We start from the raw sequence: 14281 nt of genomic DNA, 5'->3' as shown, positions 1-14281 counted from the left end.
ATCTCCTATCCGATATCAATATATCATTTGAATCATAAGGCTAGTGATTAGTCTCTGAATCATATCCAGGAAAAAAAGAGCTATGAAGGGCGAAAAATCTAGATAAACCCCTCCGGCCGGAGGGAAAAATCTAAAGGTCAATCTCCTGAAAGGCTCAAGGATGGGTTCGGTCACCCGGTAAATAAACCTATATACGGGCGAATAAATTGTTCCAGGTATCCACGTCATAAAAACCCTGATGATGATTAAAAATTCCACAAATCTAAAAAATAACTCCGTCACCCTAATGAGTAACAAATCGGTTCCTCCTTTTATGCTCACCGCACCGTAAAAAGCGGCTTATCTTTGCTGGTTTCGCCATCCTCCATATTGAGGCCTGATATGTCCACGTTATTTGGCGCAAAAACAAAAGTACCGCTTCCGACCTTTTTGACAGTGCCGTCCAAAGCAAAAACACTGCCGCTTAAAAAATCCAGAATGCGCCTTGCTGTCTCCTTATCCAGACTCTCCAGATTGACTATAACCGCCCTGCGGTTTTTCAGTTCTTCTGTAATTACCCTTACTTCGTCAAAGTTTGAAGGTTTAAAGACCACTACCTTGTTTTTCGGCATCTGATGAATATTAATGATTCTGCCTTTTTCGGGCCTTACAGGTATATGGAGGGATTCCTCAGGTTGAAGTACCGGAGGGTTTTCGTGGTCGTGGTCTTCGTCCTCGATTCCAAGAAAATAAAGTATTTTGTTGAACAGTTTGTTGTTGGCCATCTCTTAACCTCCTCCTTGTGTTAGCCTCTTGGTCCAAAAATTCCGGTCCCTATTCTTATCATGTTTGACCCCTCTTCAATAGCTATATGGAAATCATGCGTCATCCCCATGGACAAAAAACTCATTTCGACGTTTTCCAGCTCCTGACTTTTTATCTTCGTAAATAATTCGCGCATTTTTCTGAAAAACGGTCTTACGTCTTCGGGGTCTTCTTTAAAAGGCGCAATTGCCATCAAACCTCTGACCTTAACATGGGCAAGGGTTGAAACCTTCTTTATCAGTTCCGGAATTTCTTCATATTCTGCACCGAATTTGGTTTTTTCCCTTCCGATATTCACTTGAATCAGCACATCCATAACCTTACCCAACATTCCTGCTCTTTTATCTATTTCTGCAGCCAGCTCGTAACTGTCCACCGATTGGATCATTGAAAACAGCTTTACTGCATATTTCACCTTATTTTTCTGCAAATGACCTATCATGTGCCAGCTGATATCTCCTTTTACCAGCCCTACCTTTTGCTGAGCCTCCTGCACCCGGTTTTCTCCCAGGATCTTTATCCCGCGGTCAACGGCCGCCTGGATCGTTTCAGGTGGGATGGTTTTGGTTACCGCCACTATGTGTATATCTTCCGGACTTCTGCCCGATTTTGCGGCCGCGTGTTTGATTTTTAGTTTCAATTTTTCTATGTTTTGCTGAATAATTTCCATTGAAATCCCCTCTTTATTAAAACCCTATCGCCGGCCGTTAGGCCTTCTACTATGGTTTTCTTATCGTCCCGGGCTACCACGCGGACGGGTCTGAAAACGGACCTACCTTTATTGTACAAGAATACACCTTCCTGGCCGTTTGATTTTACGATCGCTGAATTTGGTACTCCTATACCGCGATGTACCCGCGTGATGATTTCAACATTGACCTTTCTGAGGTCCAGCAACTCCATGGGGGCTTCTTTGATGAAGAATACACCCGTCTGTTCGTCCTCACATGTTTCAATCAGATCTGCTTTAAGTTCTATGTTGAGTTGGGGAAATCTTAATTTGTATACCCTGCCGGGCTGAATATCACCTTCCAGTATTGGAGCAATAACGTATAGGGAAAAATTATCCACGATCTTAAGCACGGCTTGGTTAACCTTCACGTTTTGGGAAAGCGCAGCACTTTCCTGTCTTGAGACGACACCCTTTATCTCCTCAGATTTCAAGCACTTTAATCCCTCAGGCCGGAGAAGGTCTTCGTAACCGTCTATGTTAAAACTTACTATTCCTGCCACCGGAGAGAGAACAACCGGTTCCACTTCCTCAAGTTTTTTTTTCTGATTTTCCAGGCTTTTTTCTAAAACTTTAATGGCTTCGTTGCTCTCCGCTACGGCCTTCTGTTTCTCGCCCTTCAACCGCGATAATTCCTTTTCCAGCACCGCTACCTTTTCTGCCTGACCTTTAGACCTTGCTTCCCCGATCCTTTTTTGTACATCTTGAATGGATTTGTTCAATATCTGAATTGTCAGCGTACTTTCGCTCTGCTCTTTCAACTTATTCAATTTTTCTTGAAGTTCGCCTAAGTCTTTTTCCAGGAGCATTTTACGTTCCTCATCTGTCACAACTTTAAAAAGCGGCGAATTTACCCTTACCCTTTCTCCGGCTTTAACAAGAACTTCAAGCCTGCCGCTGGCAGGGGAATTTATAACCTTTTCGTTTTTTACTATCAGTGCTCCCGAAGTAAAAAACTCTTCTACTTTCTCTTCTCGAGCTATGTATATGTCTTTTGCGGAACCTCGCAGAAAAAGAATTAAAAAGAGAAAAAGCCCCGATAATAAAGGGAGGATCAAGCGCGATTTTTGTTTCTTTTTCTTCGGTTTGAAATTTACGACCTTTGCACCGGTCCCCTTCCTCATCCTCTTCACCTTATTTATATCTTCTCCATAAAAAGGAAGAATCCTTCCGGATTGATAATAAAATATAAAAGCATTTAATAGGCCTCAAATTTTAATACTCTTCCAGTTACCGCTTTTAAACCTGATCCAGTACAGCAACGACCTGACAGTCCAGTCAAGGAACATAGCAATCCAGGCGCCAACAAGGCCCATATCGAAGTAATTCAAAAAAATGAAAGTAAATCCCAGCCTGATCATCCACATTCCAAGAATAGTAATATAAACGGTAATCCTTGTATCGCCGGCTCCTCTGAGGGCTCCCGGTATAACCATACCCACGCATTCGGGTATCTGCGTAAAAGCGACAATGCGCAAAAGCACGGTCGCCCTGGCAATTATCTCGGGATCATCGGTGAAAATTCTTAAGAACATAACGGGAAATGAAAAAAACATCAATCCCATTATACCCATAATTGCCATGGCAAAAAGTAAGGATATACCGGCGCTTTTTTGCGCACCCTTGGCATCACCGGCGCCCAAACGCTGCCCTACCATAGCAGTGGCTGCGGTTGCAAAACCGATGCCTGGCATATACGACAGGGATTCCACATTAAGACTTATGGAATGGGCCGCATACGCCCCGGTTCCAAGGCCGGCAACCTGTCTGGTATAAACTATCTGACCGGTAGAAATGAGAATCCTCTCTACAGCCGCCGGCAACCCTATCCGGAGCATACTTGAAAATAACGGCCAATCAAATTCTTTAATTACTTTCTTCCAGTTTACAAAAAGGCGGTTGTCTTGCTTAGATAAAACGTAAATTAACGCCGCTGCAGCCCCTAAACGCGATAGCGAGGACGAAATTCCGGCTCCTACTACTTCCAACCTGGGAAATCCGAACTTGCCAAAAATAAACACGTAATTAGTGAAGATATGTAATATATTTATGACCGCATTGACCACCATGGGAGTTCGGGTATCTCCTGAACCTCTCAGCCCTCCCGCTGCTACGGAGAAAACAAACAAAAACAGCATGCCCGGCATCATCGCTCGAAGGTAATTGCTCCCCAAGAGTCTTACCGATGGCTCCGCACCCATGTATATCATTATTTTGTAGGAATTAACGTAACCCAGGTAACTGATTATGAGGCCGGCAAAAAAAGCGACTATAATAGACTGCCCGATGACTTTCCCCGCTTTTTCCAGGTCTTTGGACCCAGCTGCCCTTGCCGACAACGCCGTTGTGCCAACCGAAATTCCCATAAAAATAGCGTTCAAAAGAAAAAAAGGTTGCATGCTGAGCCCGATCGCCGCCACCGCCTCGGCTCCGAGCCTTCCGACCATGGCCATATCGGCGACCTGACTGATCATCGCCAGGGCTTGTTCTATAAGAACCGGCCAGGCCAGCACCCATGTTTTTCTCAGTACCTCTTTTACTTCATCATCCAGGTTCGGGAAAAAAACGGTCGGCCGTAATCGTCGAACCCGCTCATCTTTTAAGTCTGATAATCCCCCTCCCAAAACGATCACGCCCCCGTTATGTACTCAAATTTATTGATTGCCGCAAAGGCCATAATATCAAGGCTTCAAGGCTTTTCTAATTTCAAAAGGAACTCAACTTTGTTGAAATTGATTAATCATATTTGCAATTTTGCTTACAATCGTCGGGGTTCTCATGCGAAAGCGCCGTTTTGACTAGTAAGGATGCAGGTAAGCATATTTTTATATCATTCGACCAATCCTATAGAATTCCTTCTTTGCCAATAAAAAACACCACCGGATCTACGGCGGTACATAGGTAGTCCCATCAATTATTATTGCTGGACTTGGGGGAAGTCACTTTTTGCCCATTCAGCATGAGGTTGACGACAGAGAAACCTTATAGTTGGCCTACAAAGCCTATCAAGAAAAACGGCTACCTACGCCCCTGTGGTAGGTCCGGCCGGCCCCAAAAAATTAATGACATTCTTGAAGGAAAAAGCTGATGTTTGCAAAATGTTTGTATAGTACTTCAGAACTACAAATATAAAAAAATAACGTAGAGCTTTCAATCCTACTCTACGTTTCGTTTTCAAATGGTCTGAGTGGGGGGACTTGAACCCCCGACCTCTAGAACCCCATGCGCACTTCGTGCGTAATTGCTAGCGTCGCTACCAGAAATTTAGCCTCAAAAACTAGTCCCACTTGCTTTCGGTTTTCTTGAATTTTATAATATCATGGTTTTTAAAAATTTGCAAGTGGGATTGGGATTAAATATCTCTTTCCGCTGTTATTCTGTAAATCCCCGCTTTTGTCTTATCCACATCAATTATTTTCCATTGTTTTCCATCCGCTTCAAAAGTGGCATTTATAGCAATAGCAGGACAATCTACCGCCTGCATGATTACATTTATTCGCCCTGTAGGAAGCATGATTGTGTTACCTTCTATATCTATGGCTTTCTGGGTCATAAATATAGGCAAATCACTATATATAGGTATAATTTCGTATACTGGCTCGCCCCATTCGGTATAACCTTTTAGTATTTGTTCTTCCCCTGTTTTGATGTGCATTATAGCGTTACAACGTCTCATAAGTGCTTTATACATTTTGCCACGTGGCCCATTTATTTCACTGAGGATAATAAATTTAAAGCCATCAAACTCCACAATATCCCCTGCATGAATTGGCTCTATGGTGGCTATTTTCTTATCGTCATATTCCAGGTTTAAAGCAGTATTACTAATTAAAGCCCTGGCAGGATTTCCATTTACTAAAACATTCTTCCCTAGATATCCCAAAATATAGTCTATATCTGCCATAGAAATTTCAAAAATACTCATATTATCACCGCCTAATTAGCAAACAACATGAAATAATCGCTATTTTGGGTAGTATCAATTGCCATTTGCCTTATCTGTCGCTCTAATTGGTCTATGCGATTTTGTATATTATCGGCGAATTGAGTAATAGTTATATCGTCTGTTTTATAGTTTTTCATTCCAGAAGGGTCATTGGCAATGCTATTTAGTGCCGATAAAGCGGCCTGGTAGATTTTACGCTTGTTAGCGGCGGTGTATTCGGAATTGAAATCAAGATCGGCTTCCATTAGGTAACAAATTAATTCATCATCGGATAGATTTATGCCTTTGAGTTCTATTTTAAGACGCTCTAGGTTAGTCATTTATATTCCTCCTTTTTTTAAAAAATAAAACTGCAATATTTTGCAGTCGATTTTTGAACTGCAATTTTTGCAGTTTGGGATTTTTGGAAAAAATTTCGCACGTGAAAAATAGGGTATGCTGCACCCAATTTTTTCCAAAAGGGGGTATCGACTTCATACTTATGCATTTGTTAATAATTTCCAAAACAACACAAAATAAAAAACAACGTCCGATAATCTATCTTATGTAAACTACTTCTATCCCCCTCAAAGCCAGTCGTATCAAGGCTTTCAGGAATTGAGGTTTATTTTATATAATTATTTTATCGGTAAACGTTTATTGTTTTCCCTAATATTTTCCTAAAATCTGGTAAATTTGCTTTATAAAACGCTGATTTTATTTAAAATTTGCTTTTTATTTTTATGCTGGGTTATGAATAATTATGTTTGCCATATATTGCCATTTGTGGAATTGTCTGAATATTGATGTTAAAAATCTGTCTGAGAACGGATATATGTTGAAATTTTTTCATAGAGTAACAGGGCCGAAAGTGCGGAAACATTCAATTCCTACTAAACCTATCGGAATTATAGGATTTCTTCAAAATACCCTTATTGAGAATCATTCCTATTAACGTTCATTTTTTCATTGTTCAAACGTTCAATTTCTTGAATTGTATCATTTACGTAAGGATTTTGCTCAATCATTGTCTCAAGGCTAATAGCCCCTATACCTCTAAGGGTCTTGAGGTTATCAATAATATCCTTCTCATTCATTGGTCTTGCCGTCGTAAATACTACATTCACGCTTTCCATTTCCTCATCTGAAATATTTTCGCCATTCAAAGCCAATATCCTCCTAAATACTTCTAATCGCTTCTGTATACCCTCACTCATATATTTAGCGTTAAGCCCTGCCTTAATTTCCGCAAGGGAGAATAAAAGTTTTATAGACACTTCGCTTAAATTTGAAATATCCACGCTATTCAATGAAACCGCTGGTGTGCAGGATATGTCTAATAATGCTTGCCTCAATGTGTCGTACAGCATTTTAACCGCCTGGTGATTAAGGTTGCCACTTACAAGTTTAAAATCACTATCAGTATCAAGGTTAATCCCATTGCCTACTAAATTAGCGTCTATACCACCACTGGTAAGTTTCTGCCCTATAGCAACAGGAATGGGATTGTGATGCTTATACACTGTATCGCTAAATTTAGAAAGCAAATCCTCCATATTGTCTATAATGTTCACATAATCAAGCAAATCACTTCTTCCAAAATTCGGATCAAGTTCATTTTGATTCTTATATATTATTGGCAATCCGCTAATATTCTCTGCTTTATTCACTAAATGCAATGTACCGCCTTCATCTGTGTATTCTTCTACCCTATCATCGTAAAAAACAGTATAATAACTCACTCCATCAACAACGTAATATTCTACAAATGCAAGGTATTCATTCTGTGGCCCTATCACTGGGTAGCCATCGGCAGGATCTATTATTTTACTGCGGATTGTGCCTTCATCATCCACATAAACGTATTCATAAACCGTTCCATACTTTTGCATTTTATCGAGTATATCGAAATCAAGCCGGTAATAATCGCCCTTCTTATAAATCTTCTGGAATTTACTCACTACATTTTCATTGCCTGTTAGTGTTACAGGATTCTTCAATAAATAAGAAGTAGCAAAGTTTAGGATAGTTTTAGCGTAATTGAGAATAATTATCCTCGGATAATACTTTTTACCATTCCACACTTCCTCTTGCCTATTTAAAATTTTGTGTTTACCTGAAAGATATTCCTTTATGTCAAGTACTTCCTTAATCCTGCTTTGATGGTATAATTGTTTTACCTCGTCAGTAAACCAGAATTTGCTATTAGGATAGTATTTTTCCACGTATTCCCTTATGTCCATATTTTTATCCCCCTTAAAATTACTTTTAAAGCGTCTTTTTTTAAAAGGGGTATATAATTATACCCCAAAAATTAAAAAAGCCGTTTAAACGGCAATTTTGAAAGCGTTTATTTAGATGTCCACATAGTAGATGCCTTTAGATAAGCCTTCTACCGCAAAGCAACAAGCCATTACAAGATCATCGTGCTTGCCTTCGCCTCTTTTATTCCCTAAACTGCCTTTTTCGTTTTCCTGATAAATTTGCATTTCCTCCAATGTTTCACGGTCGTTTATTAAAATCATGCCGGTCTCGAATTGTTCTTTGAAACGCTGCACTATCAATTGTTTATTCGCTGTCGTTGTAGCAAAGCCCAACTGGTGTTTTTTCCTTCCTGCTTCGTTAAAAATGCGTTGTTTGTATAGGTTCATGTATTGGTAGTCTTCACGTAATTTTTGGAGTAATGGTAAGCCATAACCATTGCGTTCAACCACAAGGTAAGCGTAATTGTAGAAATGCCCTAAATCATTAACTATTTCGGCGAATTTATATACTGGTATATCATTGCGGTAAAATACCGCCACCTGTTCACCACTCGTATCAAATATGCTTACCGCCGAATAGTCGTTTACCCCTCCTGTTCCTGATGCAACGTCCACACCGCCATAGTAACGCTCTTTTGCTTTCGGAAGTTTATATAAAAATAATCCCTTGTTTAAGTAAGGGATTAGTGATTTCGGCAATTCTATACCCTGTAATTCTTCTTTCTGTAGGGGGAGGGGTAGATAATTCATGCGTTCTAGTATTTTTTGCATAGAAAAAACACCTACATTGGTAGAAAGGAAAGCCTCTTCTGGTGTGCTAGGATATTCTTGCTGGAATTGTTCTAGTGTCATATCCTGCAACTTCCACCGACGCCAACATATTTGTTGTAATTGTGCTCCGGCCTCGAAAAGCGGTATTTCGTCCTTTTCTAAATCTTTTCTTGAAAAACGCTGCCCATGATTTTGAGCCTTCCACCATTCTTCGGCAAGTTTGTATTCTTCACGGAATAACTCCTTATTTTCAAACCAGTTAAAGAAAAAGGCTTTATACTTACTTTCACCTTTGCTGGCTTTACGGTAAATGTTATAGAATTCATTTAATCCGTTGGCGGTACTCTCTAGAATAATCTTCGAATCAGGGTTTTTAGCCAGGGAGTTCTCCAGTCCTAACAACCCTTTTTCCTGTGCGTAATCAGTCCAGAAAGCAAATTCTGAGCAATGGATATACTCGCATGTAAAGGATCGGCCAAGTTCTTTGTTACCGGCGATTTTTACTATTACCCTTGAGCCATTCTCTAAAAATAACTCCATTTTATTATCTCTTTTTATTTTTGGTTTGTACTGGTCTGGTATTGAGTAATACATAGCCTTTAATCGCTCGAAAATGTGCTGCGTAGATTCGAGATTATATGAAAGTATCATTGTGGTAATGTTCGGTTTGTTACAAACAAGCCACAAACAATACGCTATCGAGAAGGTCGTAATTCCTAACTGCCTTGACTTAAGCACTATGTTATATTTTTCCAGCCCTTCAAGCAACCTCAATTGTTGCTCATTAAGGATAAAAGGGACTTCCTGCCCTTTATTGTCCACCATTTTCACAAAATTTTTGCACCAAAGACGGAAGTCATTGCGGATAATTTCAAGTTTCTTTTCTTTAGTTAACTTCGGCAACTGTTGTCACCTCCTTTGCAGCCAAAAAGAAAAAAGCCTAGTCTAACACTAGGCCGTCATCCTCTTCTGTAACTTCTTCGGGTTCTTCATAGTTCTGATTTTTCAGCCACCGTTTTGAAAAGAGTTTGTCCACTCCTTTTATACTTTGTTTCATCTCTTTTTGCAAAAGCAGGAATAATTTTATAGCCTTCTCATCTCCATTTTTCGCTTGTTCAATTACTTTATCGTATATCTCCTGTAAATCTTTCATGGCTCGGTTTAGGTATATCATTGTCACAATCGCTTGATAATGTGGTGTTTGTTCGAATTGTTTGTAACGTAGCATTGTTTTTTTGCCTCTAGCCTTCAGAAATTCTTCTTCACTTGCATAAACTATACCCTTGTTTGCAATGTCATTAGGAAACTTGAATTTCATATAGGCTTGTAGGTCTGGTGGAAGTTTTTTTATTGCCTGTTCTAACGTAATCATTTTCTATTCCTCCTTTTTGTTTGGTTACGTTTATTTAATTCCTTCAAATTTTCCTCTGCCTGTTTTTTCCATTGTTTGAGTAATTCTTTAAAATCAGGTTTTTTAGACAATTTAAGCCACCACCGAATATTTTATTTTGTTTCTGCCCACTAAAGCCGCCGAAAAAATTTTTCCACCGGGTGTTGATATTTTGGTGGTTTGAGGTGTAAAATAATAATGGGAGGAAAATTCTTCACTTGGTAACGTTAGGTCTAAATCGAAAATCTCACTCAATTCGGCAAGCCTTATGTCGCTTGCTAATTTTTTGTTCTCATCTATCCAAATTTTTCCGTATAGGTTATATTTACGTTTTATTTCTTCAAAATCTTTGGATTTATACTTGTATAAAATTTTTTGTAACTCTCGTAATTCTAAAACTTGCATATAATGAGCATTAGCAAGAATATCATTCAAATAATTCGAATAAAAACCGAGATAAAAACTATCAATAGCCAACAAAATCATTTTGGCTTCTTCGCTTTGGGGTAAAGGTATATCATAGTAACTCCAAATTTCAAGCAATGTGCTTCCTGCATACTTATCGAAGTAATTTTCGTGGCTAATACTATCAATTATATTCAAGTTCGCTGCTTCAGGATTATAAAAAGGGGTAACATGATTACCCCAACACTTGCCACGTATTAAGTCTATGTCTACTGCTATTGCTTCGTTAATTGCATCTTCTGCCTTATAAAGACAATGGAAATTGTAAAACCACTTTATTTTATAACCTTTAATCTTTTCTAGTAATTTGCAACTAAATAAACTATCGAGATCATTGGAAAGACACAGATCGTAATATTTATCTTCATTAACCCATTCTGGAAATTTTTCTCGGTATTCTGCTTTCATTTTGCTTCTCTCCTTTGTTTATTTTTTGTTTGGCAATAAATAAAGCAAGGGTGGAAATTACCCTTGCTAGATATTGTTAAGATTAATTACTATTGTTTCAGGTTCTGGTTCAGGTTTAGGTTTTTGTTTTTTCTGATAACTAAATTTAAAAATTTCTATTTCCTTTTCTAACTCCCACGCTCCCTTTGGTATTTCGCCATATTCGCTATCCTGGGGGGAAGGGGGGTTCGCCGGAATTTGGGGGGTTAGGGGGTTATTGATTTTTCTTTTTATTTCGTTTAATATTTTTATAGATTCTTCTATTGGCTTATTGATAAATTCCAGTTTTTTATCAATATTAATTTCATACTCATTATTTTTTCTGATATTTTTTTTGTACTTTTCCGAATATACCCATCCTTGATAATACGATTCAAGCATACCTAAAGCCTCCAGAATTTTAATAGTCTCGGAAAATGTTTTAGTACTCATTTGTGTTGCTTTTTCTAAATATTCATAACTAAAATAAGCCACTCCATCGTTTGCAAATCGTTGTATAAAACAATACACATGAAATATTTTATATCCTAATCTTTTGAGCAACTCAAAGTCATCTATATAAAATCTTGTATACGCACCTATATTTTCTGATAAAGTTATTTCTAATTCGTTATCATCAAAGACGTATTCAAGTATAAGACCATCTTTTTTAAAATATTCTAATGTTTCCAATATAAATTTTTTGTCTCTTCTTTGCCAACCTAAAGCAACAAGAATTTGACTAATTGAAATAAACACTTTGTAGTCAATTGTCCTTCTTCTGGCTAATAAAAAGTATAATGCAAGTTCTTTGCTTTTATTTGATTCAATTAACTTGTTAGGAATATTTATTTTTTTCATACAAACACTCCTTTGCTTTTAATTTGCTTTACATAAACACAATGTCCGATAGGTTTTTAATGAAACCTTATCGGTTATATAAGACTAGTATATATTTGTAGTATTAATTATTATTTATACCCTTTACTTTTGTCACATTTTTGTATCAAAAGTAAAGTGAGATGACTTTACTTTTGTAACATTTTTGTAGCAAAAATAAAGTCAACTTGACTTTATTTTTGTAACAAATTCGTATCAAAAGTAAAGTCAACTTTTATTCGTTTACACAACTTTTCTCTTTACGGTAATACTCGATAATTTTTTCTAGACCTGGTGCATTTTCAAAAATAAAAACTGTTCGTTCTGGGAGGTTTTTGTTAGGTTCAATATCCACAATCTTATAACCCTGCCTTAAAAGCATACGTGCCAATTGTGGACTTAAAATTACTCTGCATTTCTTTTGTTTTTGCATTTGGATTACCTCCTTTTGATTTTTTTACAAAAACAAAAAAGGAAAAACTACCCAAAAATTTCCTTTTTTGGGTAATTCCCCTTCCATTATTATTATATCTTCGAGATTTGGATTTATAAACATAACTTTTTGTTAAATTTTTGCGGCGATTTTACTTATAAACAGTTTTTTCCAGTGCAGTAATGCGTTTTTCATGGTCGGTCAGTTTAATAAACACACTTCAATGTAAACTCATCCATTTTTTAAAACTCTCTTTTTACCACAATTATATGGACTTAACTCAATATAGTATGTTATAATATGTTAAGAAAATTGGATATATTATATTAATTTTAGTTTTTAAGTAGTCAAATTGCCCAAAATTAATAAGTTAATCCATAAATGAAAGGAGATTACTAATGGACAAATCACGCCTTAGCCAAAAGGCATACTTGATAGGATCCATACTTTTAGGTCTTATTTTTATCGCTTACTACATCGATATAACGGATGCGTTATCAGGTTGGACTTGGAACCCTATTCGGGAATTATCAATTTAATTATTGGGGCCTGGTTTGTACTGTCGGCTATATGTTGGATTATTTATTACCTTATTGTTTTACCCACTAGATGGTTGATAACCTGGATAAAATCCGTATACGATACAAAAAAAAGAAACCAATTACAGTAAAAATTCAATGTATTTAAAAACTTCACAAATCTGCGTCTGTATTTGGTTAATTTTTATAACGAAATAAGAATTCATTCCGGTATCAATCATCTTCATCTAATTTCCATATTTTGCTATGTTTTGTAATTCGGCATAATACTTTTTATATTGCCTCAAAAATTCATCATTGTTGTATTGCGTAAGTATTTCATCGAATTTTTTGTCTCTCTCGTACACAAATATTATTTGGCGGTCAGTTATTCTTACAATTTCTTTTGGCTCTATGCCGAAAATTTTCAGATACGCAGCGAGCGAAAACGAAGAAACGCCGAAAAGGTCTCTATTTTCCATCGTTATTACCTCCTATCAAAAATTCTCTGTATCTTCTCAATTTCTCCGGCGCTATGTGACACTCTCCCCGCTCCCACCTGGACAAAAGCGAAATACTACATCCTATCGCTTTTGCTATTTCCCGAAGTTTTATGTTTTTTCTTCTTCTTTCCAGCATAAGTATTTCCCTTTCTTCCATCCTCCTCCCCTCCTTTTTGCAAAAAATTGAATGAAATTTAAAAAAAGAGAAGGGACGGCATCATCCCCTCTCCTGTTGGCGTGCTAGGGAATGTGCAGGATTGCTTATGTTGCTGTTAGTTTTATTACACAGTAAGTTCAAACATAGCGATAGCCTTTGGACTCAATACCTTCAAAGTAAGCTCTGCAACTACCTGTCCCTTGACGCTATCGCCTGTTTTCGCCAAAGGTTCGAAAACAGGTTCTCTTAAATTCGCTATTCGGAGATAAGCAGGGTCGAAAACTACCATCTTGTCAACAGGCATGTGCCTATTAAGAATAATGTTTACATTACCATAGTTTGTCTGAACACGTCTTACAACAAGTCCGAAATAATTATCCTGCATGGGTGCGATGTACTGGTATTTAGCGTCATATATAGCGTCGATGGCTTCTTTGAGATCGGCATTTACTAAAGCAACATATTCGTTAATTCCCAGTCCATTTTCCCAGAGTTTCTTAACTGTGGCTTTAAAATTGGCTTCATCAAGGTTTGCTCCAGTTACTTTGTTGCCTTCAGGTACAAATGAAATAAGTCCTCCCATTCTCCGTATGTAGGGGGTCTGGCTGCCATCATTCTTGACACCGTTTATCAACGCTTTTTCTATGTTGACCTTCATCTCTGCTAACCTGTCTGCTACTTCGCTAGCCATAAGGTCAGGTATTCCCGCTATGGAAGATGCACTGGCACTACCAGAAACTTCCACGCCTTTCAGGAATATCTCACAATAGTTCGATATTTCGGCTCTATTGCTCTGATAGAAAACAGGATTAGCACCTTCAGGGACAGAAATGTCATTTGTGGTATCCAGTGTTTTTTCACGCCATACCACAACAGGTGAGGTTGCCTGGTCTACCTGTCCTAGATTGAGAATAAGAGAATAAAGCGGCGTATCTGTCGGTGCTACTAGCCCTATTTCTGTGGCAAGAGATACTTTTTCTAGATTTGTAAAAGAATCAGTTTTTATCATTTAAATC

At 37.8% G+C, this 14281-nt stretch carries 16 protein-coding genes; all 16 read right to left on the bottom strand.

The window, feature by feature from the left end:
- Window positions 1-15 precede the first annotated feature (15 nt).
- Window positions 16-282: a YggT family protein gene (locus TOCE_RS12910; protein ID WP_041424096.1), complete on the bottom strand. Its 267-nt coding sequence runs from the start codon at window positions 280-282 to the stop codon at window positions 16-18.
- 35 nt (window positions 283-317) lie between these two features.
- Window positions 318-764, bottom strand: a complete 447-nt coding sequence (locus TOCE_RS05015) for a cell division protein SepF (protein ID WP_013275809.1) — start codon at window positions 762-764, stop codon at window positions 318-320.
- A 20-nt stretch (window positions 765-784) separates the two neighbouring features.
- A complete protein-coding gene (locus TOCE_RS05010) occupies window positions 785-1474 on the bottom strand; it encodes a YggS family pyridoxal phosphate-dependent enzyme (RefSeq protein ID WP_013275808.1) in 690 nt (229 codons plus the stop codon).
- Window positions 1450-2658, bottom strand: coding sequence for a biotin/lipoyl attachment domain-containing protein (locus tag TOCE_RS05005; RefSeq protein WP_041423871.1), 1209 nt, complete (start codon window positions 2656-2658; stop codon window positions 1450-1452). Before TOCE_RS05005 ends, TOCE_RS05010 begins: the two co-directional genes overlap by 25 nt.
- An 84-nt stretch (window positions 2659-2742) precedes the next feature.
- On the bottom strand, window positions 2743-4167 hold the full coding sequence (locus TOCE_RS05000) for an MATE family efflux transporter (protein WP_148218387.1): 1425 nt from the start codon (window positions 4165-4167) through the stop codon (window positions 2743-2745).
- A 719-nt stretch (window positions 4168-4886) separates the two neighbouring features.
- Window positions 4887-5459, bottom strand: a complete 573-nt coding sequence (locus tag TOCE_RS04995) for a hypothetical protein (RefSeq protein WP_013275805.1) — start codon at window positions 5457-5459, stop codon at window positions 4887-4889.
- 11 nt (window positions 5460-5470) lie between these two features.
- Entirely contained in the window at window positions 5471-5800 is a 330-nt protein-coding gene (locus TOCE_RS04990; protein ID WP_013275804.1) for a DUF6706 family protein, read from the bottom strand.
- Window positions 5801-6391: 591 nt separating this feature from the next.
- Window positions 6392-7702: a phage portal protein gene (locus tag TOCE_RS04980; RefSeq protein ID WP_013275803.1), complete on the bottom strand. Its 1311-nt coding sequence runs from the start codon at window positions 7700-7702 to the stop codon at window positions 6392-6394.
- 111 nt (window positions 7703-7813) lie between these two features.
- The gene (locus TOCE_RS04975) at window positions 7814-9397 is read right to left on the bottom strand and encodes a terminase large subunit (RefSeq protein WP_013275802.1); all 1584 of its coding nucleotides are present in this window, start codon (window positions 9395-9397) and stop codon (window positions 7814-7816) included.
- A gap of 37 nt (window positions 9398-9434) precedes the next feature.
- Complete coding sequence (locus TOCE_RS04970; protein ID WP_013275801.1) at window positions 9435-9866, bottom strand: hypothetical protein; 432 nt, start codon at window positions 9864-9866, stop codon at window positions 9435-9437.
- A 111-nt stretch (window positions 9867-9977) separates the two neighbouring features.
- The gene (locus tag TOCE_RS04965; protein ID WP_013275800.1) at window positions 9978-10757 is read right to left on the bottom strand and encodes a hypothetical protein; all 780 of its coding nucleotides are present in this window, start codon (window positions 10755-10757) and stop codon (window positions 9978-9980) included.
- Between the two features lie 66 nt (window positions 10758-10823).
- Window positions 10824-11636 carry a helix-turn-helix domain-containing protein gene (locus tag TOCE_RS04960; RefSeq protein WP_013275799.1) on the bottom strand — a complete coding sequence of 271 codons (813 nt, stop codon included), beginning with the start codon at window positions 11634-11636 and terminating at the stop codon, window positions 10824-10826.
- Window positions 11637-11889: 253 nt separating this feature from the next.
- The gene (locus TOCE_RS04955) at window positions 11890-12087 is read right to left on the bottom strand and encodes a DUF5659 domain-containing protein (protein WP_013275798.1); all 198 of its coding nucleotides are present in this window, start codon (window positions 12085-12087) and stop codon (window positions 11890-11892) included.
- A 766-nt stretch (window positions 12088-12853) separates the two neighbouring features.
- Complete coding sequence (locus TOCE_RS04950) at window positions 12854-13087, bottom strand: DUF5659 domain-containing protein (protein ID WP_013275796.1); 234 nt, start codon at window positions 13085-13087, stop codon at window positions 12854-12856.
- Complete coding sequence (locus tag TOCE_RS04945; protein ID WP_013275795.1) at window positions 13077-13265, bottom strand: helix-turn-helix domain-containing protein; 189 nt, start codon at window positions 13263-13265, stop codon at window positions 13077-13079. The genes TOCE_RS04950 and TOCE_RS04945 overlap by 11 nt, the downstream gene beginning before the upstream one ends.
- A gap of 124 nt (window positions 13266-13389) precedes the next feature.
- Complete coding sequence (locus TOCE_RS04940; protein WP_013275794.1) at window positions 13390-14274, bottom strand: DUF5309 domain-containing protein; 885 nt, start codon at window positions 14272-14274, stop codon at window positions 13390-13392.
- Between the last annotated feature and the right edge of the window lie 7 nt (window positions 14275-14281).

This window comes from Thermosediminibacter oceani DSM 16646 (assembly GCF_000144645.1).
GTDB classification, from domain to species: Bacteria; Bacillota; Thermosediminibacteria; order Thermosediminibacterales; family Thermosediminibacteraceae; genus Thermosediminibacter; species Thermosediminibacter oceani.
The sequence above is the reverse complement of the archived record's forward strand: the minus strand, read 5'-3'. Positions and strand labels throughout refer to the sequence as shown.